Origin of the sequence: Streptomyces eurythermus (assembly GCF_014649115.1) — a bacterium.
Classification (GTDB): domain Bacteria; phylum Actinomycetota; class Actinomycetes; order Streptomycetales; family Streptomycetaceae; genus Streptomyces; species Streptomyces eurythermus.
The window spans coordinates 299,985-322,669 of the sequence record NZ_BMSK01000010.1 but is presented as its reverse complement, the minus strand read 5'-3'; the positions used below and the strand labels follow the sequence as shown (position 1 = coordinate 322,669).

The following is a 22,685-nucleotide window of genomic DNA, read 5'->3' as shown; positions in this document are numbered from 1 at the left end:
AATTAGGTCGTCGATTTGCCGAACTCATCCCGATTTCCGGTCCGGCCGGTCGCCGCTGACCTCGCATTACGCGCCGGTAGTGGTCGGCCTGATGTCGTCGGCGTTTTTCACGAGGCGTTCGGGGCACCCGAGGGTGCACCCTGCGGCATGCCTCGTGAATGTGCCGCCGGGAACATTCCGACAGAGTAACGGGCGGCGGGCCGGCAGGACACGTTATCGATCGCTTCGGCTGGGCATCATCCCCCCTGACCGGGAGCCCGGCGGCCGGAGCGCCGGCCCGCCCATCCGAGGAGGGACACTTCGATGGGGGAAAAGGTCGTGGCGGGGCAGTTCGACCTGTCCGATCGCCAGCGCTATCGCGAAAAGCTCCAGAAGTGTCTGACGGGACTGGAGCGATTGCTGCGGGAGAAGCGATTCGACCGCCCCAAGAACCTCATGGGGGTGGAGATAGAATTGAATCTCGCCGGGCCCGATGGTATGCCGAAAATGTTGAACGGTCAGGTGCTGGAACGCATCGCGAGCCGTGATTTCCAAACAGAACTCGCCATGTTCAACCTTGAAGTGAACATTGCGCCCCACCGGCTGGGCGGGCGGGTGTTCGACCGGCTCGCCGAGGAGTTGCGCACCTCGCTCGCCTACGCCGACCGCAAGGCCGGCGAGGTGGACGCGGGCATAGTGATGATAGGCATCCTGCCCACCCTCGACCGGGACGACCTGGTCTCCTCCAACCTCTCCGAGGTCGACCGCTACACCCTTCTCAACGATCAGATCGTCGCCGCCCGCGGCGAGGACTTCCGGCTGGACATCGACGGCGTGGAACACCTCGTCTGCACGTCCAAGTCGATCGTGCCGGAAGCCGCGTGCACCTCGGTGCAGCTGCACCTCCAGGTCACCCCGGACCGGTTCGCGGACGTGTGGAACGCGGCCCAGGCGGCGAGCGCCGCGCAGATCGCCGTGGGCGCCAACTCGCCGTTCCTGTTCGGGCACGAGCTGTGGCGCGAGTCCCGGCCCCCGCTGTTCCTGCAGTCCACCGACACCCGGCCGCCCGAGTTGCAGGCACAGGGCGTACGGCCGCGGACCTGGTTCGGCGAGCGATGGATCTCCTCGGCGTACGACCTGTTCGAGGAGAACCTGCGTTACTTCCCGGCGCTGCTGCCGATCCGCGACGACGAGGAGCCGCTGGAGGTCATCGAGGCCGGCGGGGTGCCCCGGCTCGGCGAGCTCGTGCTGCACAACGGCACGATCTACCGCTGGAACCGGCCGGTGTACGGCATCGCGGACGGCCTGCCGCACCTGCGCGTGGAGAACCGGGTGCTGCCCGCCGGGCCGACCATCACCGACGTCATCGCCAACGCGGCCTTCTACTACGGCCTGGTCCGGGCGCTCGCCGAGGACTCCCGGCCGGTGTGGACGCGGCTGCCGTTCGCCGCGGCCGAGGCGAACTTCGACGCGGCGTGCCGGTACGGGATCGACGCGCGCTTCGTCTGGCCCCGGCGGGGACGCTACGGCGGCACGGGCGAGGTCGACGCGGTGACGCTGGTCCGCGACGAGTTGCTGCCGCTCGCCGCGGCCGGGCTGGACGCGTGGGGCGTGGAGGCGGCCGACCGGGACCTCTACCTGGGCGTGATCGAGGAGCGTTGCCGGCGCCGGGTCAACGGGGCGTCCTGGCAGGCGGCCACCTTCCACCGGGCGCTGGAGAGGGGCCTGTCCCGCGAGGCGGCCCTGGCGGCGACGACCCGCCGGTACGCCGAGCTGATGCACGGCGGGGAACCGGTCCACACCTGGCCGGTGGGTCTGCCGGAGCCGGTACCGCTGGGGTGACGGCGGCTGGGCCGTCGCACCGTGACGCCGCCCGGCCGCCTGCGCGGGCCGGCGCCGGGGGTCCGGGTGCGTTCGGGTGTGGGCTCGGGTGCGGGGCCCGGGTGCGTTCGGGTGTGGGCTGGTGTGTGGGGTCCCGGTGCGCTTCTGCGATCCTTGCCAGGCGAAGGTGGGCCACGGGTCCATGAGCCGGCTGGAGGCGGGAGTGCAGGTGGAGGCTGACGCGGTGGCCGATTCCCCGGTGCGGGCACGCGAGGCGCGGCGGACGCTGCGGGACGAGACGCTGCTCGTGCTGGCGCTCTCCCTGGGGGCGAGCGGGGTGTCCGCGCTGATCAGCTTCATCGGCTCGGTCACCAAGCCGGGCGGCCTCAAGGACCAGGCGGCCACCCTCAACGCCTCCGCCGCGCCGGGGCGCCCCTGGCTGGACCTGGCCTGGCAGCTGTTCGGCATCGCCACCGCGCTGGTCCCCGTCGCCCTCGTCGCCCACCTGCTGCTGCGCGAGGGCGCGAGCCTGCGCGTCCTCGGCTTCGACCGTACCCGCCCCTGGACCGACCTGGCCCGGGGCGCCGGGGTCGCGGCCGTGATCGGCAGCACCGGCATCGCCTTCTACCTGGCCGCCCGCGGCCTCGGCTTCAACCTCACCGTGGTACCCGAGGCGCTGCCGGACGTCTGGTGGAAGTACCCGGTGCTGGTCCTGTCGGCGGTGCAGAACGCGGTCCTCGAAGAGGTCATCGTCGTCGGCTATCTGCTGCGCAGGCTGGGTCAGCTGGGCTGGGGCCCGGGCGCCGCCCTGCTGGCCGGTGCGGTCCTGCGCGGCTCGTACCACCTCTACCAGGGCATCGGCGGCTTCCTCGGCAACATGGCCATGGGCGTGGTGTTCGTCTGGCTGTACCGCCGCTGGGGGCGCGTCGGCCCGCTGGTCGTCGCCCACTCCCTGCTCGACATCGGGGCGTTCGTCGGTTACGCCCTCCTCGCCGGCAAGGTGGGCTGGCTGCCGACGGCCTGACCGCGCGGGCCGCCGGCGAGCCGCTCAGGCGCGCAGGTCGCCCTCGATGACCGTCACCGCCTGGCCGGTGAGCAGCGTCCGCGCGCCGCGCAGGCCCGTACGGACCAGTCCGGTACGGCGGGAGGCCTGGAGCCCGGTGAGGTCGTCACTGCCGAGCCGGGGCGACCAGTACGGGGCGAGCGCGGTGTGGGCGCTGCCGGTCACCGGGTCCTCGTCGATGCCGACGTTGGGGAAGAAGCAGCGGGAGACGTAGTCGTAGCCGCGGGCGGGGTCCTCGGCGCGGGCCGTGGCGATGATGCCGCGCGCGGAGTAGGCGCCGAGGGCCTTGTGGTCGGGGGAGAGCCCGAGGACGGTCTTCTCGTCGGCCAGTTCCACCAGCAGGTCGCCGATGTCGGGCCCGGTGTCGAAGGCGGCGAGCGGCTGCGCGCCCAGCGCCTCGGCGACCCCGGCCGGCAGTTCGGCGGGGGTGAGCGGGGCGGTCGGGAAGTCCAGGGTGAGCGAACCGTCCGTGCCGGGCGTGGCGATCAGCACACCACTGCGGGTGGCGAACCGCACCGGCCCTTCGTGGGCACCGGTGGTGTGCAGGACGTGGGCCGTGGCGAGGGTGGCGTGCCCGCACATGGCGACCTCGGTGACGGGGGTGAACCAGCGCAGCGCCCAGTCGGCGTCACCGCCCTCGGGCAGGGGGTGGGCGAACGCCGTCTCCGCGTGGTTCACCTCCATCGCGACGTTCCGGAGCCAGTCGTCGTCCGGGAAGACGTCGTCCAGGAGCAGGACTCCGGCCGGGTTGCCGGTGAACGGGCGGTCGGCGAAGGCGTCCACGATTCGAATGCGCATGACGCCGACGCTAGCGGCAGCGACGGCCCTGGGACCAAGGCCAATTCACGAGGACCGGACTGGTTTTCCGGGCCACGGGCCGGACCGGGGGCCGTTGCCACGGAGCGCGACGGAGCCTACGAGTCCGGGCAACCGGCGCGTTCGGCTGTCGTGGCCGTCACCGCCTCCAGCAGCGGCCAGCCGTCGACCTCCACCACCCCGTGCCCGTCCGGCCGCCGGCCCTGGGTCGACGCCGCGTCGAGCAGGGCCCGTACGGCACCCGGTTCGTGCAGGTTCAGGGAACCGCCCCGTACGTACCCCACGTCCCCCGAGCCCATGGGGAACCCGCCGGGGACATACCGGCCCGGGCCGGCGGCGAAGACGATGCGCAGCGGGCCGCCGGCGCCGGCCGGTTGCGGATACAGCGTGAGGATCTGGCGGCACTCCGTGGGCCGGCCGCCGTACGGCACGCGGTGGCTGTGGCGCAGCGTCCACAGGTACACGCGCCCGTCGGCGACCAGGCGGCGGGGCTTCCTCGGATGACGGGCCACGGAGCCGAGGCTATCGGCGCGGTGGACCCGGGCCGGGCGCCGCCCCTGTCCCATGGCCGGGTTGCGGAACCACGAGCCTCGCTCTCCCGGCGAACTCGAGGAGGGCGGGGCGCTGAACGGCGTGGCGAGGCAGGGAAGCGGGGCATCACCCGCTTCGCCCCGAGCCCGGCCCGATGGCGCCGTGTGCGGGGCGCCGCCCGGGGGCGCGCTACCGGCGGACCGCGGAGATCAGCCCGCCCGGCCCCTCCTCGTGCCGCGGCGGGGTGCCGAGCGGGCGGCCGTAGGCGGCGGCGCGCTCGCGCAGGGTGTGGCCGACGGCCTCCCAGCCGTGCCCGGCCAGCCGGCCCACCGGGTCGTCGGGCATCTCCGAGACCCACATGGAGGCCGCCGATCCCGGCTCGGCGTCCGCGCCGAAGCGCTCGATCACACCGCGCGAGCCCCATGTCAGCCCCATCCGGCTGCCTGCCGCCGACAGCGCGCCGATCCGGGCCAGCAGCAGCTCGACCGCGTCCTCGGGCAGGTAGATCAGCAGTCCTTCGGCGATCCACACGGTCGGCGACGCCGGATCGTGCCCCGCGGCGGCCAGCGCGCCCGGCCAGTCCTCGCGCAGATCCACCGCGACGGTGATCCGCTCGCAGCGTGCGACGGCCCGCTCCCGGCGCAGTACCGAAGCCTTGAAGTCCAGTGGTGCGGCGGTGTCGACCTCGAACAGCCGGGTGCCCTCGGGCCAGTCCATCCGGAAGGCCCGGCTGTCCATGCCGGCGCCGAGCAGCACGACCTGCCGGATCCCGGACGCGGACGCCTGCCGCAACAGGTCGTCGAGGAACCTCGTCCTGATGACGATGGACGACGACACCGCCGCCCGGCGGCGGCGCGCGGCCTCGTCGCCGGGTGGCGGCGAGGAGGGCCACAGGCCGCCGGCGGCGGCGAAGGCCTGCGCCAGTGGATCGTGGAACAGCGCGTTCTTCCGCTCGCTCTCCAGCGCCCGCACCCTGGCCACCCCCACCGCCGTGGCCCACACTCCCGACGGCCGCTCCCGCTGCTGCTCATCAGTCACCGCGTCAGCCTAGATGACCTGTGACAGTGAACCTTGGCCGTTCGCCATCGAAGGCTGGGAGGCAGCAGCCCGGTTTCCGTGGCTCGGTCGTCCAGTCTGTCCGGAAGCCGGGTCTGCTGTGAGCGGAGGGGCTCAGCGCAGCCGTCGGGCACGCAGCACCAGGTCGTCGGTGTGGTGCGCGCCGGCGCCGCCGTCGGGTGCCACGCGTGGTCGCTGCTCGTTCACCTCCACCTTCCAGTCGTCGGTGAGCAGGGCGGCGACCATCGACGGCCAGACGTAGTCAGCCGGGTCGAAGCCGCTGTCGTGCGCCTGCTGGGTGTCCATCCCCGCGTGGTGTACGAGCAGCAGCACGCCGCCGGGCGCGACGGCCGCGAGCAGCGCTCGCTCGGCTGCGGCGTCGGGGGTGCGCAGCAGGGCGGGATACTGCGCGGAGACCAGGTCGAAGGAGGCCGCCGGGAGCGCCGCTTCCGTCAGCGCGGCGTGCACCCAGCGAACGGCGACGCCCGCGTCCCGCGCGTGCCCGGCCGCCCGCTCCAGCGCCACGCCCGAGACATCGAGCGCGGTCACGTCCCAGCCGCCGCGCGCGAGCCAGACGGCGTCCGCGCCCTCGCCGCAGCCGACGTCCAGCACCCGCCCGGGCGTGAGCCCGGCGACCTCGGCCACGAGCGCGCCGTTGGGCCGGCCGCTCCACAGCTGGTGTCGGTCGGCGTATCGGTTGTCCCACTCCGCCCGCACCGTGGGGTCTCCGATGTATCCGTCGCCAGGCAGGGAAGTGTCGGACGCGGGCGATCCCGCTGCGATGTTGTCGGTCACGGGCCCAACGTCACCCGTCGCGGCCCGGTGACGCCACTCCTGTTGCCGCTCCCGCAAAACGGCGTCCCTGGCACAAACCGTCGTCGATCAATCCTCGGTGGCAGTCGGGCGAGGTCCGCTGTCACAGGTCACTGGACGGACGCGGGGTCTTGGCACACCCTCCATTCCGATATATCGTTGAATCATCGCGAACGATACGCGATGCGTACGGGACTGATCAGCGATGGGATGGAGTGGTCGTGATGCGGGGTCATGGATTCGAGCGTGGGCACCGGCACGAGGGTTCCGGGCGGTGGGGCATGGGCGGTTTCGAGGGGCGGCGGGGGGCCTTCGGGCCGTTCGGGCCGGGCGGGCCGGGGTTCGGACCCGGCGGGCCCGGGTTCGGGGCCGGTCCCTGGGGGCCGCGCGGGCGTGGTGGTCCGCGGGGGCGGGCGCGGCGCGGTGATGTGCGCGCCTCGCTGCTGGCCCTGCTCAAGGAGCGGCCCATGCACGGCTACGAGATGATCCAGGAGATCGCCGAACGCAGTGGCGGCGCCTGGAAGCCCAGCCCCGGCTCGGTCTACCCCACCCTCCAGCTGCTGGAGGACGAGGGTCTGATCGCCAGCCGGAGCGAGGGCGGCAAGAAACTGTTCGCGCTCACCGAGAGCGGGCGCGCCGCCGCCGAGGAGGGTCCCGACGCCCCCTGGGAGGAGGCCTCGCGGGGGGTCGACTGGGAGGCCCTCGGTGAGATCCGTCAGGCCGGCTTCGGTCTGATGGAGGCCTTCGGCCAGGTCTGGAAGACCGGCAGCAAGGAACAGCGGGAGAAGGCGCTGACCGTTCTCAACGACGCCCGCAAGAAGCTGTATCTGATCCTCGCCGACGAGCACTGAGGTCCGTACGGTGACCGGACTCGGCTGGGCCCTTCGGGGCGCCCGGTGGTCCGGCCGGGTGGAGTTCTCCCCCTCAGGTCACCAGGTCGCCCAGTCTGCGCAGTGACTCGGTCAGCGCGGCCGTCGCCGAGTCCTTGAGCCTGGCCGCCATCAGGGACACGGCGGCGCCGGTGAACTCGCCGTCGATCCGGACCGTCGTGGCGTCCCCGTCCGGGGTCAGCGTGTAGCGGGTGGCGACGGTCACCGCCATCGGGCCCTTGCCGCGGATGGCGAGGACCCGGGCCGGTTCCAGTTCCTCGATGGTCCAGTCGACCTCCGCCGGAAAGCCCATCAGCTTCATGTTCTCCCGGAACGTCCCGCCCACGGCCGGGTTCGCCGGGCCGCCCTGCGGAAAGCCGGTGTGGGTCGCGTTCCACTCCCCGTACGACGGCCAGTCGGTGAGCCGGGCCCACACCTCCCCGGCCGGCGCCTCGATGCGTGCCTCCGCGCTGACTTCGGCCATGCGACCACCCCTTCGGATCGGGCGTACCGGGCTGCGGTGTCGCGGAACGTAGCCGCAGGGGCGCGAACATTCAATACTGACGAACCGTCAGCCGCGCATCGGGGCCGGCGCGCGTACGGCAAGGCGGCGCGCGCGGAGTCGTGCCACATCGGCCGGATCTCCTCCGTAAGGATGAAATCCGGGCCGGTGATGTCCACTCCGCGTGGGACGCGCAAATGGTTCCTGTCGCGGATGTCCCGTCCCGTTGGGGCTGATGAGGTAGGGGATGTGCAACCCCGTACAGCCGACCGGACCGCCCCCGACCAAGCGGTTCCGCACCAGGACGGCGCTGCCGGGCTCGACGCGGAGCTGGCGGCGGTGGTCGCCGGTGCCCGCAGGAGGGCCGTCCGGGACGGGGACCGGCAGACCGACACCGCCCATCTGCTCCACGCCCTGCTGGAACACGACCCCGAGGCCCGTGCCGCCGTGGGCGAGCCACGGCGGCTCGCCCGGCTCCTCGGCTACCTCGTGCAGCGCAGCATCGGCTACGGACTGCGCTGGCGGGCCGGTGTCGAGGACTCCGGCGCGCTCCCCGTCGTAACCGCTCCGGCCGGCCCCCGTTCCGGACAGCCGCCCGCCGACGCCACGGGCCGGTACGCCGACGCCACGGATCGACACGTCGATACCGCGGGCCGGGACGCCGGCCGCTGGTCGCCCGCCGCTGCCGCCGCGCTCGTCGACGCCCGTGCCCGCGCCCGGCGGCGGAACGCCCACCGCGTCGCCGGTACCGATCTGCTCGCGGCGCTCGCCGCCGACCCGGGGTCCCGGGCCGTGGAGGTGCTCGGACGCGCCGGCATCGCGGCCCGCGACCTGATCGCAGGGATCGAGGCCGGGACCGGGGCACGCGCCGACGACGGCCGGACGGACGGCGAACGGCCCGAACCGTCCACCGGCTGAGACAGGTGTCAACAGGGATGACGCTCCTGTCGGCGCCTGGCATCATGTGCCGGTGCATACGTCTGTGAGCAGTCAGGACAGTCCCGGCAAGGGGGCCGGGCTCGGCCTCGCCCTCGTCTCCGCGCTGGCCTTCGGCGGATCCGGTGTGGCCGCGAAGCCGTTGATCGAGGCGGGCCTCGACCCGCTGCACGTGGTGTGGCTGAGGGTGGCGGGCGCCGCCCTGGTGATGCTGCCGCTCGCCGTGCGGCACCGCGCCCTGCCGCGCCGCCGGCCCGCGCTGCTCGCCGGGTTCGGACTGCTCGCCGTCGCCGGAGTCCAGGCCTGCTACTTCGCCGCGCTCTCCCGGATCCCGGTCGGCGTCGCCCTGCTCATCGAGTACCTGGCGCCCGCCCTGGTGCTGGGCTGGGTGCGGTTCGTGCAGCGGCGGCCCGTCACCCGCGCCGCCGCGCTCGGCGTGGTCCTCGCGGCCGGAGGCCTCGCCTGCGTGGTGGAGGTCTGGTCCGGGCTGAGCTTCGACGCGCTCGGCCTGGTGCTCGCCCTCGGCGCCGCCTGCTGCCAGGTCGGCTACTTCATCCTCGCCGACCAGGGCGGCGACGCGGGCGAGACCGCACCGGACCCGCTCGGGGTCATCGCCTACGGGCTGCTCGTCGGCGCCGCCGTACTGACGGCGGTGGCCCGCCCGTGGAGCATGGACTGGTCGGTGCTGGGCGGCTCCGCCGACCTGAACGGCACCGCCGTGCCGGCCGCCGCCCTGCTCGCCTGGATCGTGCTCGTCGCCACGGTGATCGCGTACGTCACCGGGGTGCTGTCCGTGCGCCGGCTGTCACCGCAGGTCGCCGGCGTCGTCGCCTGCCTGGAGGCGGTCATCGCGACCGTGCTGGCCTGGGTGCTGCTCGGCGAGCACCTCTCCGCGCCGCAGGTCGCCGGCGGCGCGGTCGTCCTGGTCGGCGCGTTCATCGCCCAGTCCGCCGGCTCCGGCAAGGGCACTCCCGAGCCGGTGGCCGCCGGTGGCGCGGAAAGGGAGTTGTCCGCGCGGGGCACCGCGGCCTAGAGTCCCGATCATGCCGCAGAACGCACTCGTCCTTCCGCCCCCGGCCGCCTGAGGCGGGCCTCCGGGACACTCGCCCGACGCGCGCACGCGCCGGGCTGGACGGTGCTGCCCGCAGATGAAGTCAGCGCGCCCCGCCGAACCGGGACGCCTTCGAACTTCCGCGCTGTCACGCGCGTTTCTGCGGAGAGATTCTGTTGTCGAACACTTCCTCCGGCCTGCCCGTCGGGCGTGGCCTGCTCTACCTGATCATCACCGGTGCCACCTGGGGCACCGCGGGCGCCGCCGGCTCGCTGGTCTACCGGACCAGCGACCTGGGCGCCGTCGCCCTCTCCTTCTGGCGCTGCGCGCTGGGGCTCGCCCTGCTGCTGGCCGGCCGCCTGCTGCGCCCGCGCGCCGGCCGCACCGCCCCCGCCCGGCCGGCGCGCCGCGCGGTCGGGAGGGTCCTGGCCACCGGAGTCGCCCTCGCCGTGTTCCAGACCGCGTACTTCGCGGCGGTGGCGTCGACCGGGCTGGCCGTGGCCACCGTCGTGACCCTCGGCGCGGGTCCCGTGCTGATAGCGCTCGGCGCCCGGCTGCTGCTCGGCGAGCGGCTGGGCGCGGGCGGTGCCGCGGCCGTCGCGGGCGCGCTCGCCGGGCTGGCCGTGCTCACCCTGGGCGGCTCCGCCGCGACCGTCCGGCCGGCCGGGGTGCTGCTCGCCGTGGTCTCCGCGGCGGCCTACGGCGCCATGACCCTGCTCACCCGCTGGTGGGGGAGGGACGGCGGCGGCGACACCGCCGGCACCACGGTGGGCGCCTTCGCCGTGACCAGCCTGTGCCTGCTGCCGTTCGCCGTCCACGAGGGGCTGCTCCCGCACACCGCCCACCCGGTCCGGCTGCTGTGCCTGCTGCTCTACATCGCCGCCGTGCCGACGGCCCTCGCGTACGCGTTCTACTTCGCGGGAGCGGCGGTCGTCCGGTCCGCCACCGTCTCCGTGATCATGCTGCTGGAGCCGGTGACCGCGGCCGTACTGGCCGTGCTCCTGCTCGGCGAGCGGCTCACGGGGGCCACGGCGGCCGGCACCCTGCTGATGCTCGGCGCCGTCGCGGGGCTGGCCGTGAGCGAGGCCCGCGCGTCCGGCCGCCCGGAGCCGACCGCGGTGCGAGCGGCCGGCCGGCCCTCCGCGGGCGACCGGGTCTGACCGCCCGGCCGCCCCGGAGCCGACCGCGGTGTGACCGGTGGCCGCCCCGGGCCGTGGGTTCCGGGGCGGACCGTCGCCGTTACGGTGCCGCCAGGTAGTCCGGCAGCTCGATGCCGGGGGTCAGGTCGTGGTTGGGAACGGGGGCCTCGTAGCCCTTGCGGAGCGGGACGACGCCGGCCCAGTGCGGCAGGGCGAGGTCCTCGGGCTCGTCGTTGGCGCCGCCGGTGCGGACCTTGGCCGAGACCTCCTCCAGGTCCAGGCGGATCACCGCGGTGGCGGCCAGCTCCTTCTTGTTCGCGGGCCGGGAGTCGGCGGCCCGGCCCGGTACGACATGGTCGACCAGCGCGTCCAGGGCCAGCCGCCGCTCCTCCGGGTCGGTGACCTCGTGCGCGATGCCGTGCACCACGACCGAGCGGTAGTTGATCGAGTGGTGGAAGGCGGAGCGGGCCAGCACCAGCCCGTCGACGTGGGTGACCGTCAGGCACACCGGCAGGCCCGGGTCGGCCTGGCCGGTCATCCGCAGCGGCCGGGAGCCGGTCGAGCCGTGGACGTAGAGCCGCTCGCCGACCCGGCCGTACAGCGTCGGCAGCACCACGGGGGCGCCGTCCCGGACGAAGCCGAGGTGGCAGACGTACCCCTCGTCCAGGATCGCGTGCACCAGTTCCCTGTCGTACGACGCCCGCTCCGCGGAACGCGTCGGCACGGTCCGGCCGGTCGGCGCGTAGGCGGCGGGCCGCGATTCCTCGGTGGTGCCCTGCATGGTCCCCTCCATGGCGATCTCTATTGCACTAGTGCATAATGAGCTTTGTGCTAGGAGAGTATCGGATCGAAGGGCGTGGCGCAGCCGAGATCGCGGCCAGCGTCGAACAGGCGGTCGGGTCGGGCGGGCTGGAACCGGGGCAACTCCTGCCTCCGCTGCGGGAGTTGGCGGAACGGCTGGGGGTGAACCCGAACACGGTCGCCGCCGCCTACCGCATCCTGCGCGAACGCGGGGTGATCGAGACGGCCGGCCGCCGGGGCAGCCGGGTCCGCCCCAAGCCGGCCACCACCGGCCGCGAGGAACTGCGCGTCGAGGTGCCCCCCGGCGGCCGCGACCTGTCCACGGGAAACCCCGACCCGGCCCTGCTGCCCAGCCTGGCCCCGGCCCTCGCCGCGGCGGCCGAACAGGGCGACCGGCGGCCCGTCCGCTACGGCGACGACCCCGTGGACGCGGACCTCGCCCGGCTCGCCCGCGCCGAACTCGACGCCGACGGCGTCCCCGCGGGCCCGCTGACCGTGACCTCCGGCTCCCTCGACGCCATCGAACGCGTCCTCGCCGCGCACCTCAGGCCCGGCGACACGGTCGCCGTCGAGGACCCCGGCTGGGGCAGCCTGCTCGACCTCGTCCCCGCGCTCGGCCTGCACACGGCCCCGGTCGGCGTGGACGACGACGGACCGCGCCCGGACGACCTGCGCCGCGCCCTGGAGTCCGGGGCCCGCGCGCTGATCGTCACCGACCGGGCGCAGAACCCGACCGGCGCCTCGGTGACCGCCACGCGCGCACGTGCCCTGCGCGCGGTGCTGCGCGAGCACCCGGAGACCCTGCTCATCGAGGACGACCACGGCCACGGCATCGTCGACCTGCCGCTGCACCCCCTCGCGGGCGTCACCCGCCACTGGGCCTTCGTCCGCTCCGCCGCCAAGGCCTACGGCCCCGACCTGCGCCTGGCCGTCCTCACCGGGGACCCGGTCACCGTGGACCGCCTCCGGGGCCGCCAGCGCCTCGGCCCCGGCTGGGTGAGCCTGCTGCTGCAGCGCGCCGTGGCCCACCTGTGGGCGTACGGCGCGGTGGACCGGGCGGCGGTGGCCCGGTCCTACGGCGCCCGGCGGGACGCCCTCGTCGACGCGCTGGCGGAGCGCGGCGTCACCGCCCACGGCCGCAGCGGCATGAACGTCTGGGTCCCGGTCCCCGACGAGACGGGCGCCCTCGCCCGGCTGCTCCAGAACGGCTGGGCGGTGGCCCCGGGCGCCCGCTTCCGCCTGGCCTCCCCGCAGGGCGTGCGCATCACGGTCTCACCGCTCACGGAGGCGGACATCACCGTGCTGGCCGACGCGGTGGCGGCGGCCGTCCGCCCGTCCCCGGCCCGCGTCTACGGCTGAGGCGACCGGGAGAACCGGAAGAGCCAGAGGGGAACGGGAGAACCGGGGGGGCGGGGGCCGGGAGAAGAGGCGCGGGAAAAACCGCGCGACGAGCCACGGTGAGCCCGCACCCGCGCACGCCCCCCTGCCCCCTCCCTCACGCGTCCCTCGCCCCTACGCGCCCTTCCCCCGCACCTGGGTCAGCGCCGCGCCCGCCAGCACGATCACCGCCCCCACCGGCGTCGTCCACCGCAGCGACTCCCCGAGGATCGCCACCCCCGCCGCCGTCGCGATGACCGGGATGAAGTACGTGACCATCTGGGCGGTGGTCGGCCCGACCTCGGCCACCAGCCCGTACTGGATCAGCACCGCCAGCCCCGTGCCCAGCGCGCCCAGCGCGGCGACGGCCAGCAGCGGTACGAGCGGGAAGTGCCCGGGCACGCCGGCGAACAGGGGCGTCACCACGGCGAGCTGGACCGTGGCGAGCAGCAACTGCCCGCCGGTCATGGACAGATGGGAGTTGCCCGTACCGGCCAGCGTCCGCCGGACGTAGATCCAGCCCACCGGATAGCTCAGCGAGGCCAGGAGCGCCATCGCCGTGCCCGTGGCGTCCAGCCCGTGGAAGCCCTGCCAGACGCCGAGCACGGTCAGCACGCCCAGGAAGCCCAGCCCGAGCCCGGCCACGCGCACCCGGGTCGGCCGGTCCTCGGACAGCGCGACCAGGGACAGGGCCATGCCCCACAGCGGGGACGTGGCGTTGCAGATGCCGGCCAGGGTGGACGGGATCGTCAGCTCGGCGTAGGCGAAGAGGGAGAACGGCAGGGCGTTCAGCAGGAACGCGGCGACTGCCATGTGCCCCCACAGCCGGGTTCCGCGCGGCAGCCGCTCCCGCTTCACGGCCATCGTCGCCGCCAGCACCGCCGTGCCGAACACCAGCCGCCCGAGGGTGACCTGGAACGGCGCGTACCCCTCGGTGCCCACCTTGATCAGCAGGAAGCTGAAGCCCCAGATCAGGGACAGGAGGCCGAAGCGCAGCCGCCAGTCCAGGCGGGCGCGGCTCCTGGCGGGGCCGGGGGCGGCGGGGGAGGGGGTACGGCTGCGAGTGCGGGCGCTGATCGTGCTCATGGCCACCACGATGCTGGAGGCAACCTCGTAGCACAATCGAGATTTCCCACCTGGTACCTCTTAGGATCACTTACATGTTGAACCTTGAGCGCCTGCGCACCCTGGACGCACTGGCCCGGCACGGCTCGGTCAGTGCCGCCGCCGACGCGCTGCACGTGACCACGTCCGCGGTCTCCCAGCAGCTGGGCAAGCTGGAGCGGGAGGTCGGCCAGCGGCTCCTCGCCAAGAACGGCCGGGGCGTGCGGCTCACCGACGCCGGGCGGCTGCTGTCGGAGCACGCGGCGCGCATCCTGTCCCAGGTCGAGCTGGCCGAGTCCGACCTGGAGGCGCACCGCGGCCAGGTCGTCGGCGAACTGCGGCTGTCGGCGTTCCCGACCGCGGCCCGGGGCCTGTTCCCCGCCGCGCTGGGCGCGCTGCGCACCGAGCACCCGGGGCTGCGGGTGCGCTCCAGCGAGCTGGAACCGGAACAGGGGATCGCCGGGGTCGTCCGCGGCGATCTCGACCTGGCGGTGGTGCTGGACTGGTACAACAAGCCGATGCCCGTACCCGACGGCCTGGTCAAGGCGCCCCTGCTGGACGACCCCGCCGATGTCGCCATGCCCGTCGGGCACCGGCTCGCGGACCGGGCGGAGGTGGATCTGACCGAGTTCGCCGAGGACGAGTGGATCACCTGGGGCGAGGGCGAGTTCTGCCACGAGTGGCTGCTGTTCACCCTGCGGTCCAAGGGCGTCGAGCCGATCGTCGGCCATCGCGCCGGTGAGACCCACACCCAGCTCGGGCTGGTCGCCGCAGGGTTGGGCGTGTGCATCGCACCGCTGCTGGGCCGGCACCCGGTGCCCGACGGTGTGGTCCTCGTGCCGCTCAAACAGCGGGTGCGCCGCCATGTGTACGTGATCTGGCGGGCGGACGCCGACCGCCGGCCCTCCATCCGCGCGGCTGTGGAGGCCCTGCGGACGGCGGCTCGGCGGCTCGGCTGAGCCCTACACTCCGCCCAGCTTCCGGAAGTCCCAGGACACGATCTTCTCCGGGGTCAGCCGGGCCCACGCGTGCCGGCCGTCGTGCGGCATCTCCTCCAGGCCGAAGTTCTTGCGCGCGAACAGCGTCTCGGCCGTGTCGAGTTCGGCGCACAGCTCACCCCGGCGCGGTACCTCGCCCACGAACTCCACCCGGCCGGACAGCTCCGCCCCGCGCAACTCGCCGTACTCCTCCCCGGAGTCGACCACGACAGCCACCCGGGGATCGCGGCGCAACTGCGCCCAGCGCCGGCTGCGCACCACGGAGTACAGCCACAGCGACGTGCCGTCCCAGGCGAACCACAGCGCGCTGACATGCGGTGTGCCGTCGGCCGAGACGGTCGCGATCCGGCAGGTGCGCTGGGTGGCGAGGAACTCGTCCAGCTCGGCCGGCGACATCATGATCCTGCGGCCCCGGCGCTGACGGGTGTCGGACATGCGGCCCCCTCTCTTCTCCCTGTCGGGTCGGAGACTTATCGTGCTCCCGCCGATCCTCTGACATGACGTCAGAAAAGAGAACTGGTCGTCTTCAAGGGGGCGCGTCATGCCGTCGTACGAGCAGCTCGGCGAACTCCTCGAGCCCGCCGGTACCGTCCTGCTCACCGTGGAGTGCCAGCAGGGGGTCGTCGGCCCGGCCGGCGCCCTGCCCGAACTGGTCCGCGCGGCACGCTCCTCGGGCGCCCTGCGCAATGTGGCCAGGCTGGTCGCCGCCGCCCACCGAAGCGGTGTACAGGTGATCCACGCGATCGCCGAGCGCCGCCCCGACGGCCGGGGCGCCGGCCGTAACGCCCGGTTGTTCCGGGCCGCCGAGCGGCTTGCCGTGCGGCAGCTGACCGGCACCGCGGCGGTCCGGGTCGCGCCGCCGATCGAGGTCGCCGAGGAGGACTTCGTCCTGCGGCGGCTGCACGGGCTGTCCCCGCTGCACGGCACGGAGGCCGACGCCCTGCTGCGCAACCTCGGCTGCCGGGTGCTGATCGTCACCGGGGTGTCGGCCAACGTGGCCGTCCCCAACGCGGTGTTCGACGCCGTCAACCTCGGCTACACCGCCGTGGTCCCGGCCGACGCCATCGCGGGCGTGCCCGCCGACTACACGGCCGCGGTGCTCCGCCACACGCTGGCGCTGGTCGCCACGGTCACGACCACCGACGAGATACTGGGCTGTCTCGGCGGGCCGAGGGAACAGCGCTGAGCCGGGCCGGTTCAGGCCAGCCTGATGTCGTCGCCCGAGACGGTGATCCGCGCCGGGGCCAGCCCCTTCGTCGCCGGTCCCTTCTTCACGCTGCCGTCCGCCACGGAGAACTCGCTGCCGTGACACGGGCACACGATCATGCCGCCTGCGATGCTCCCGACCACGCAGCCCTGGTGGGTGCACTCGGCGGAGAACGCCTTGTAGGTGCCCGCCATCGGCTGGGTGACCACCACACCGTGGTCCTTGAAGATCTTGCCGCCGCCCTCGGGGATGTCGGCGGCCTTGGCGAGCGCGGTGCCACCGCCGTCCGACGCGGCCCCGGTGGCGGTGGCACCGGCGTCGGCCGACCCGGCGTCGGAGGAGTCGTCGCCCGAGCCGCAGGCGGTCAGCGCGGCGGCGAGCCCGGCGGCTCCGACCGCCGCCACGACCGTACGACGGTCCGGACCGGCGCTGGGGTGGGACGAGGCGCTGCTCATATGACATTTCCCTTCGGCGGAGCTGCTCATGGTCCGCCCTGGGGTACGGACGCACGGCCGCGGCCGTTCAGAAGGCGGAGCGGGTGCGCGAGAGCCCCCGCGCCCAGACCGTCTCGTTCTCCGAGAAGCGTCGCCCCGCTTCCATATCCTTTCGATGGGAGTTCGAATCCGGACACCGCCGAGCCGCACTCCCTGGGGCCGGCCCTCTGCGTCGAACTCGCCGCCGCGGAGCGCCTGCCGGCAGCGGGGCGGCCGCGCGGAGTTCCGGTCACCCGGCCCGGATCCGTGCCGGAATCCCGCCCCGGTTTTCCCCGATTCCGGAGGCACCCGCAGACGACAACGTCAAGGGAAGGCCGTGCTTCGCCCTCCCGGAGGGAGCCGAGATCCGAGGGTTACTATGCTCACTTCGTGCCGGAGGCCGGAAGCAAGGGGCTTACCGCCGTCGACGGACTGCTCGGGGAGCAGGGAGAACGGCATGCCGGCCGAAACTCCCCGGATTCTCCCCGGCACCGCTGACGGGCGCTTCCTGATGTCGCGCCCCTCCGGAATCCACCGTGGATCACAAGGCTCGAAAGATGGATGGCCGGGGAAATGTTGAAACAGGTCACCGCGACCCGCTACATCACACCTTTGCGTGAAGGCGGGTCGCTGCCGGGACTGGTAGAAGCCGACGACCTCCGCACCTACGTCATGAAATTCACCGGCGCGGGACAGGGCCGCAAGACCCTGGTCGCCGAGGTGGTGTGCGGTGAACTCGGCCGGCGGCTCGGGTTGCGGGTGCCCGGGCTGGTCACCCTGGAACTGGACCCCGTCCTCGGGCTCGGCGAGCCCGAACAGCAGGTGCAGGACCTGCTGCGCGGCAGCGGCGGCACCAACCTCGGCATGGACTTCCTGTCCGGTGCCCTCGGCTACGACCCGCTCGCCTTTCCAGTGAGCCCGGAGGAGGCCGGCCGGATCGTGTGGTTCGACGCGCTGATCAACAACGTCGACCGGTCCTGGCGCAACCCCAACCTGCTCGTGAGCCAAGGGGAGGTGTGGCTCATCGACCACGGCGCCACGATGATCTGGCACCACAACTGGCCCGGCGCCGAGACCTCGGCGGCCCGCCCGTACGACGCCTCGGACCACGCCCTCGCCCGCTTCGCCCCGGACGTGCGCGCCGCCGCGGCCGACCTCGCCCCCCGGGTCACCGAGGACCTGCTCGCCGAGGTCACCGCCGAGATCCCGGACGTCTGGCTCGAGGGCGAGCCGGGCTTCGACACCCCGGACGACCTGCGCCGGGCCTACGCGCGGCCGCTGCTCGCGCGCGCGGCCGTCATCGCCGAGCGGATCACCGGCCTCGGCACCGGATCGGAGGAGGGCAAGTGAGCGAGCGTCACATCCACATGGCCGGCCATGTCACCGAACGGCACATCACCCGGGCGGGCCAGGGCGGCGACCGGGACGTGTTCGAGTACGCGCTGCTGCGGGTCGTGCCCCGGGTGGAGCGCGGGGAGTGCGTCAACGCCGGCGTGGTCGTCTACTGCCGCGCGCGGGGCTACCTCGGCGCCCGCACCCACCTGGACGAGGCCCGGCTGCTCGCCCTGGACCCGGCCGCCGACGTGGCCGGGGTGCGCGCCGCGCTCGCCGCGATCGAGCGCACCTGCGCGGGCGGTGAACAGGCCGGACAGGCGGCCGGTGACGACGCCGGGCGCCGCTACCGCTGGCTGGTCGCACCCCGCTCCGCCATCGTCCAGCCCGGCCCCGTGCACACCGGACTGACCGCCGACCCGGCCGCCGAGACGGAGCGCCTGCTGAACCTCCTGGTGAGGTAATCGATCACACCGGCCGATGTTGCCGTTGACACCGCGTGCCAGGGCTTCTAGCGTCACGGGTGGAGAAGGTACTAAGCGGTCGCTCACCGCACCGGAGGGCCCTCTCCGAGGGTCCGACAGGTTCTCTCAAGGGCGAGGAGAAACAGCATGTCCACCAATGAACAGCGGGTCGCGGTAGTCACCGGCGCGGCACGCGGCATCGGCGCCGCCACCGCCGTACGGCTGGCCGCCGAGGGCCGCGCGGTCGCCGTGATCGACCTCGACGAGGCCGCCTGCAAGGACACCGTCGAGAAGATCACCGCGGCCGGCGGCAAGGCCGTCGCGGTCGGCGCGGACGTCTCCGACGAGGCGCAGGTCCAGGCGGCCGTCGCCCGCGTCGCCGAGGAACTGGGCGCCCCCACGATCCTGGTCAACAACGCGGGCGTGCTGCGCGACAACCTGCTGTTCAAGATGAGCGTGTCCGACTGGGACACGGTCATGAACGTGCATCTGCGCGGCTCGTTCCTGATGACCAAGGCCGTGCAGCAGCACATGGTCGAGGCCGGCTGGGGCCGGATCGTCAACCTCTCCTCCTCCTCGGCGCTCGGCAACCGCGGCCAGGTCAACTACTCGGCCGCCAAGGCCGGCCTCCAGGGCTTCACCAAGACCCTCGCCATCGAGCTGGGCAAGTTCGGCATCACCGCCAACGCCGTCGCCCCCGGCTTCATCGCCACCGAGATGACCAAGGCCACCGCCGAGCGCGTCAAGATGGACTTCGAGGACTTCAAGAAGGCCGCCGCCACCCAGATCCCCGTGCAGCGCGTCGGCGAGCCCGAGGACATCGCCAACGCCATCGCCTTCTTCACCGGCGAGGCGGCCGGCTTCGTCTCCGGCCAGGTGCTGTACGTCGCCGGCGGACCGCTCAACTAAGGGATTCAGGGGTAGCACGGACATGACTGAACTCCCGGAGCTCTCCGGCAGGGTCGCGATCGTCACCGGCGCCAGCCGCGGCATCGGCTACGGCGTCGCCGAGGCGCTCGTCGCCCGCGGGGACCGCGTCTGCATCACCGGCCGCGGCGACGACGCCCTGAAGGAGGCCGTCGAGCGGCTCGGCACCGAACGGGTCATCGGCGTCGCCGGCAAGGCACACGACCTCGGCCACCAGACCGAGGTCGTCGAGCGCACCATGGCCGCCTTCGGCCGGGTCGACTTCCTCGTCAACAACGCGGGCACCAACCCGGTGTTCGGCCCGATCGCGGACCTCGACCTCGACGTCGCCCGCAAGGTCTTCGAGACCAATGTGATCTCCGCCCTCGGCTTCGCCCAGAAGACCTGGCACGCCTGGCAGAAGGACAACGGCGGCGCGATCGTCAACATCGCCTCGGTCGCCGGCCTGTCGGCCTCGCCGTTCATCGGCGCGTACGGCGTGAGCAAGGCCGCGATGATCAACCTGACCCAGCAGCTGGCGCACGAGTTCGCGCCGCGGGTCCGGGTCAACGCGATCGCCCCGGCCGTGGTCAAGACCAAGTTCGCGCAGGCCCTGTACGAGGGCCGCGAGGAGGAGGCCGCGGCCGCCTACCCGCTGGGCCGGCTGGGGGTGCCCTCCGACATCGGCGGCGCCGCCGCGTTCCTCACCTCCGCGCAGTCCGACTGGATCACCGGCCAGACGCTCGTCGTGGACGGCGGCATCTTCCTCAACGCGGGAGTCTCCTGACCGACTCTTCCGGGCGCCCGGTTTCCGGACGGAACGGCGCCCGGAAGACCGTCTGGTGTCCGCCTGGCGGACTGACAACGTCGTCATCACCGGATCGATCAACGGGCCCTGTTCCAGGGGAGGTTCAGGGCGCGAACGCTGCGGTATGGTCTGCCGACCCTTGGTATGGCGGATCGAGGAGCGTGCGCGTGTTCTACCGGTACCGATTCCTGCGAAGAGTCGCGGCGATCGCGTCCCTGGCCCTGGTCGCCGGCTGCGGCCTGCTGTCCGACGGCGACCCCGACGACCAGGGTCCGATCGTCGTGGGCACCACCAGCGTCCCGAGCACCCTGGACCCCGCCGGAGCCTGGGACGGCTCCTGGGAGCTGTACCGCAACATCTTCCAGACCCTCCTCGCCTACCCGAACGGCGCCACCACCCCCCAGCCCGACGCCGCCCGGACCTGCTCCTTCACCGACTCCACGAGCCGCACCTACCGCTGTCAGCTGCGCGCCGGCCTGAAGTTCGCCGACGGCGACCCGCTCACCGCCGAGGCCGTCAAGCACTCCATCGACCGCATCCGCGCCATCAACGCCCCCGGCGGTCCCGCCGGACTGCTCGGCAGCCTGGACCGGGTGGAGACCTCCGGCGACCGCGACATCGTCTTCCACCTCGACAAGCCCGACGCCACCTTCCCCTTCGTGCTGGCCACCCCCGCCATGTCCCTGGTCGACCCGGACGACTACCCGGCGGACTCGCTGCGCGAGGGCACCGACGTGCACGGCTCGGGGCCGTACAAGCTCCGGTCCTACGAGGAGGGGGAGCGGGCCGTCCTGGTCCGCAACGACAACTACCAGGGCTTCGCCAAGCGGCAGAACGACGCGGTGACCATCCGCTACTTCAAGGACTCCGCCGGCATGGTCGAGGCGCTGCGCGACAAGCGCGTGGACGTCACCTACCGAGGACTGGCCGCCGACGACATCGTGACCCTCCAGGAACACGACGACGAGGACCTGCAACTGGTCGACGGCGCCGGCACCGACATCAGCTACCTGGTGTTCAACCCCGCCGACCCCTGGGCCGGACGGACCGCCGTCCGCAAGGCCGTCGCCCAGCTCGTGGACCGGGGCGCGATCGCGCACAAGGTCTACAAGGACACCGTCGACCCGCTGTACTCGATGGTCCCCAAGGGCCTGACCGGCCACGCCACCGGCTTCTTCGACGACTACGGCGAACCGAGCGTCGCCAAGGCCCGCGAGATCCTCACCGACGCCGGCATCACCCGGCGCGTCCCGCTCACCCTCTGGTACACCACCGACCGCTACGGCTCCGAGACCGGCCTGATGTTCCAGGAGCTCAAGCGGCAGCTGGACGGCTCCGGCCTGTTCGCCATCACCCTCAAGAGCCGCCCCTGGAAGAGCTATGTGGCCGGCTTCCAGAAGCGCGAGTACCCGGTGTTCGGACGCGGCTGGTTCCCGGACTTCCCCGACGCGGACAACTTCATCGCGCCGTTCGTCGGCGAGCACAACGCGCTCAACACGCCCTACCCGGCCAAGGAGATCACCGGCCGGCTGCTGCCCCACGCGCGCGCCGAGAGCGACCGCGCCCAGACGGTCAAGGACATGGAGGCCGCCCAGCAGATCATGGTCGACGACGCCCGGCTGCTCCCGCTGTGGCAGGGCAGGCAGTTCGTGGCGGCCAGCGTCGACATCTCCGGCGGCGAACAGGCCCTGGATCCCTCGACGATCATGATGATGTGGGCACTGCACCGCAAGACCAGCTGGTGAGACCCCTTGCGGCACCGGTTGTCAGTGGTCGCCTGTAGGTTCTGAAGCCTGGAAGTGACCGCACGCGGTACTTGATCGACATCGTGAGGACGTTGACGTGACCGACATCGCCATGCTGCCCGAGTCCTGGCGCGGGGTTCTGGCCGATGAACTGCAGCAGCCCTACTTCAAGGAGCTGACCGAGTTCGTCGAGGAGGAGCGGGCGAAGGGCCCCGTCTACCCGCCGCGCGAGGAGGTCTTCGCCGCGCTGGACGCGACGCCCTACGACCGGGTGAAGGTCCTCATCCTCGGCCAGGACCCGTACCACGGCGAGGGCCAGGGCCACGGCCTGTGCTTCTCGGTGCGGCCCGGGGTGAAGACCCCGCCGTCCCTGCGGAACATCTACAAGGAGATGCACGAGGAACTGGGCCTGCCCGTCCCGGACAACGGCTATCTGATGCCGTGGGCCGAACAGGGCGTGCTGCTGCTCAACGCGGTCCTCACCGTCCGGGCCGGCGAGGCCAACTCACACAAGGGCAAGGGCTGGGAGAAGTTCACCGACGCCGTGATCCGCGCGGTGGCCTCCCGCCCCGACCCGGCGGTCTTCGTCCTGTGGGGCAACTACGCGCAGAAGAAGCTCCCGCTGATCGACGAGACCCGGCACGTGGTGGTCAAGGGCGCGCACCCCTCGCCGCTGTCCGCCAAGAGGTTCTTCGGCTCCCGCCCGTTCACGCAGATCAACGAGGCGATCGCCGCGCAGGGACACGAGCCGATCGACTGGCGCATCCCGAACCTGGGCTGACGAGTGAAGTGACGTCCGGGTGCGGTCGCCGTCACCTCCCCGGGGCGCGGGGGCGTGGGTGGCCGGCCACCCACGCCCCCGCGCCCGATCACCGGCCCGTAGGCGAGACGGCG

24 protein-coding genes are annotated in these 22,685 nt (G+C 73.0%); 15 read left to right on the top strand and 9 right to left on the bottom strand.

Annotated features, from left to right (window positions below; genetic code table 11):
- Positions 1-303: 303 nt before the first annotated feature.
- Positions 304-1,821 (top strand): glutamate-cysteine ligase family protein, encoded by a 1,518-nt coding sequence (locus IE251_RS21305; protein WP_189754578.1) that lies wholly within the window; start codon positions 304-306, stop codon positions 1,819-1,821.
- Between the two features lie 202 nt (positions 1,822-2,023).
- Positions 2,024-2,824, top strand: coding sequence for a CPBP family intramembrane glutamic endopeptidase (locus IE251_RS21300; RefSeq protein ID WP_189754617.1), 801 nt, complete (start codon positions 2,024-2,026; stop codon positions 2,822-2,824).
- Between the two features lie 24 nt (positions 2,825-2,848).
- Here IE251_RS21300 and IE251_RS21295 read toward each other — a convergent pair whose 3' ends face one another.
- The 4 genes from IE251_RS21295 to IE251_RS21280 all read right to left on the bottom strand — a co-directional run bounded on the left by IE251_RS21295 (position 2,849) and on the right by IE251_RS21280 (position 6,061).
- Positions 2,849-3,661, bottom strand: a complete 813-nt coding sequence (locus IE251_RS21295; RefSeq protein WP_189754577.1) for a PhzF family phenazine biosynthesis protein — start codon at positions 3,659-3,661, stop codon at positions 2,849-2,851.
- 116 nt (positions 3,662-3,777) lie between these two features.
- On the bottom strand, positions 3,778-4,191 hold the full coding sequence (locus IE251_RS21290; protein ID WP_189754576.1) for a hypothetical protein: 414 nt from the start codon (positions 4,189-4,191) through the stop codon (positions 3,778-3,780).
- A gap of 208 nt (positions 4,192-4,399) precedes the next feature.
- The gene (locus tag IE251_RS21285) at positions 4,400-5,212 is read right to left on the bottom strand and encodes a class I SAM-dependent methyltransferase (RefSeq protein ID WP_189754616.1); all 813 of its coding nucleotides are present in this window, start codon (positions 5,210-5,212) and stop codon (positions 4,400-4,402) included.
- 168 nt (positions 5,213-5,380) lie between these two features.
- Positions 5,381-6,061 (bottom strand): class I SAM-dependent methyltransferase, encoded by a 681-nt coding sequence (locus tag IE251_RS21280; RefSeq protein ID WP_189754575.1) that lies wholly within the window; start codon positions 6,059-6,061, stop codon positions 5,381-5,383.
- Positions 6,062-6,303: 242 nt separating this feature from the next.
- Between IE251_RS21280 and IE251_RS21275 the strand changes: the two genes are divergently transcribed.
- Positions 6,304-6,930 carry a PadR family transcriptional regulator gene (locus IE251_RS21275; protein WP_189754574.1) on the top strand — a complete coding sequence of 209 codons (627 nt, stop codon included), beginning with the start codon at positions 6,304-6,306 and terminating at the stop codon, positions 6,928-6,930.
- A 73-nt stretch (positions 6,931-7,003) separates the two neighbouring features.
- Here IE251_RS21275 and IE251_RS21270 read toward each other — a convergent pair whose 3' ends face one another.
- A complete protein-coding gene (locus IE251_RS21270) occupies positions 7,004-7,432 on the bottom strand; it encodes a type II toxin-antitoxin system Rv0910 family toxin (RefSeq protein ID WP_189754573.1) in 429 nt (142 codons plus the stop codon).
- A 267-nt stretch (positions 7,433-7,699) separates the two neighbouring features.
- Between IE251_RS21270 and IE251_RS21265 the strand changes: the two genes are divergently transcribed.
- The 3 genes from IE251_RS21265 to IE251_RS21255 all read left to right on the top strand — a co-directional run bounded on the left by IE251_RS21265 (position 7,700) and on the right by IE251_RS21255 (position 10,597).
- Positions 7,700-8,368: a Clp protease N-terminal domain-containing protein gene (locus IE251_RS21265; protein ID WP_229896873.1), complete on the top strand. Its 669-nt coding sequence runs from the start codon at positions 7,700-7,702 to the stop codon at positions 8,366-8,368.
- A gap of 46 nt (positions 8,369-8,414) precedes the next feature.
- A complete protein-coding gene (locus tag IE251_RS21260) occupies positions 8,415-9,419 on the top strand; it encodes an EamA family transporter (RefSeq protein WP_189754571.1) in 1,005 nt (334 codons plus the stop codon).
- 194 nt (positions 9,420-9,613) lie between these two features.
- Entirely contained in the window at positions 9,614-10,597 is a 984-nt protein-coding gene (locus IE251_RS21255; protein ID WP_189754570.1) for a DMT family transporter, read from the top strand.
- A gap of 79 nt (positions 10,598-10,676) precedes the next feature.
- Here IE251_RS21255 and IE251_RS21250 read toward each other — a convergent pair whose 3' ends face one another.
- Positions 10,677-11,357, bottom strand: a complete 681-nt coding sequence (locus IE251_RS21250) for a pyridoxamine 5'-phosphate oxidase family protein (RefSeq protein ID WP_189754569.1) — start codon at positions 11,355-11,357, stop codon at positions 10,677-10,679.
- A 47-nt stretch (positions 11,358-11,404) separates the two neighbouring features.
- Here IE251_RS21250 and IE251_RS21245 point away from each other — a divergent pair, with 47 nt between their 5' ends.
- Positions 11,405-12,736, top strand: coding sequence for an aminotransferase class I/II-fold pyridoxal phosphate-dependent enzyme (locus tag IE251_RS21245; protein WP_189754568.1), 1,332 nt, complete (start codon positions 11,405-11,407; stop codon positions 12,734-12,736).
- A 153-nt stretch (positions 12,737-12,889) separates the two neighbouring features.
- Here IE251_RS21245 and IE251_RS21240 read toward each other — a convergent pair whose 3' ends face one another.
- Positions 12,890-13,840 carry a DMT family transporter gene (locus IE251_RS21240; protein ID WP_189754567.1) on the bottom strand — a complete coding sequence of 317 codons (951 nt, stop codon included), beginning with the start codon at positions 13,838-13,840 and terminating at the stop codon, positions 12,890-12,892.
- A gap of 74 nt (positions 13,841-13,914) precedes the next feature.
- Between IE251_RS21240 and IE251_RS21235 the strand changes: the two genes are divergently transcribed.
- The gene (locus tag IE251_RS21235) at positions 13,915-14,817 is read left to right on the top strand and encodes a LysR family transcriptional regulator (protein WP_189754566.1); all 903 of its coding nucleotides are present in this window, start codon (positions 13,915-13,917) and stop codon (positions 14,815-14,817) included.
- A gap of 3 nt (positions 14,818-14,820) precedes the next feature.
- Here the strand turns inward: IE251_RS21235 and IE251_RS21230 are convergent, their stop codons facing one another.
- The gene (locus tag IE251_RS21230; RefSeq protein WP_189754565.1) at positions 14,821-15,291 is read right to left on the bottom strand and encodes a pyridoxamine 5'-phosphate oxidase family protein; all 471 of its coding nucleotides are present in this window, start codon (positions 15,289-15,291) and stop codon (positions 14,821-14,823) included.
- A gap of 106 nt (positions 15,292-15,397) precedes the next feature.
- Between IE251_RS21230 and IE251_RS21225 the strand changes: the two genes are divergently transcribed.
- Entirely contained in the window at positions 15,398-16,042 is a 645-nt protein-coding gene (locus tag IE251_RS21225) for a cysteine hydrolase family protein (RefSeq protein ID WP_189754564.1), read from the top strand.
- An 11-nt stretch (positions 16,043-16,053) separates the two neighbouring features.
- On the opposite strand, the gene IE251_RS21220 is transcribed toward IE251_RS21225, so the two are convergent.
- Positions 16,054-16,518 carry a Rieske (2Fe-2S) protein gene (locus tag IE251_RS21220; RefSeq protein WP_189754563.1) on the bottom strand — a complete coding sequence of 155 codons (465 nt, stop codon included), beginning with the start codon at positions 16,516-16,518 and terminating at the stop codon, positions 16,054-16,056.
- Positions 16,519-17,109: 591 nt separating this feature from the next.
- Between IE251_RS21220 and IE251_RS21215 the strand changes: the two genes are divergently transcribed.
- From IE251_RS21215 to IE251_RS21190, 6 genes are all read left to right on the top strand, one after another.
- A complete protein-coding gene (locus tag IE251_RS21215; RefSeq protein WP_189754562.1) occupies positions 17,110-17,886 on the top strand; it encodes a HipA family kinase in 777 nt (258 codons plus the stop codon).
- On the top strand, positions 17,883-18,332 hold the full coding sequence (locus tag IE251_RS21210) for a DUF3037 domain-containing protein (protein WP_030775010.1): 450 nt from the start codon (positions 17,883-17,885) through the stop codon (positions 18,330-18,332). The genes IE251_RS21215 and IE251_RS21210 overlap by 4 nt, the downstream gene beginning before the upstream one ends.
- 147 nt (positions 18,333-18,479) lie before the next feature.
- A complete protein-coding gene (gene fabG, locus IE251_RS21205; protein WP_189754561.1) occupies positions 18,480-19,241 on the top strand; it encodes a 3-oxoacyl-ACP reductase FabG in 762 nt (253 codons plus the stop codon).
- A 22-nt stretch (positions 19,242-19,263) separates the two neighbouring features.
- Complete coding sequence (locus IE251_RS21200; protein WP_189754560.1) at positions 19,264-20,025, top strand: SDR family oxidoreductase; 762 nt, start codon at positions 19,264-19,266, stop codon at positions 20,023-20,025.
- A gap of 188 nt (positions 20,026-20,213) precedes the next feature.
- Positions 20,214-21,791 (top strand): ABC transporter substrate-binding protein, encoded by a 1,578-nt coding sequence (locus IE251_RS21195; RefSeq protein ID WP_189754559.1) that lies wholly within the window; start codon positions 20,214-20,216, stop codon positions 21,789-21,791.
- A gap of 97 nt (positions 21,792-21,888) precedes the next feature.
- The gene (locus tag IE251_RS21190; RefSeq protein WP_189754558.1) at positions 21,889-22,572 is read left to right on the top strand and encodes a uracil-DNA glycosylase; all 684 of its coding nucleotides are present in this window, start codon (positions 21,889-21,891) and stop codon (positions 22,570-22,572) included.
- The last annotated feature ends 113 nt before the right edge of the window (positions 22,573-22,685 follow it).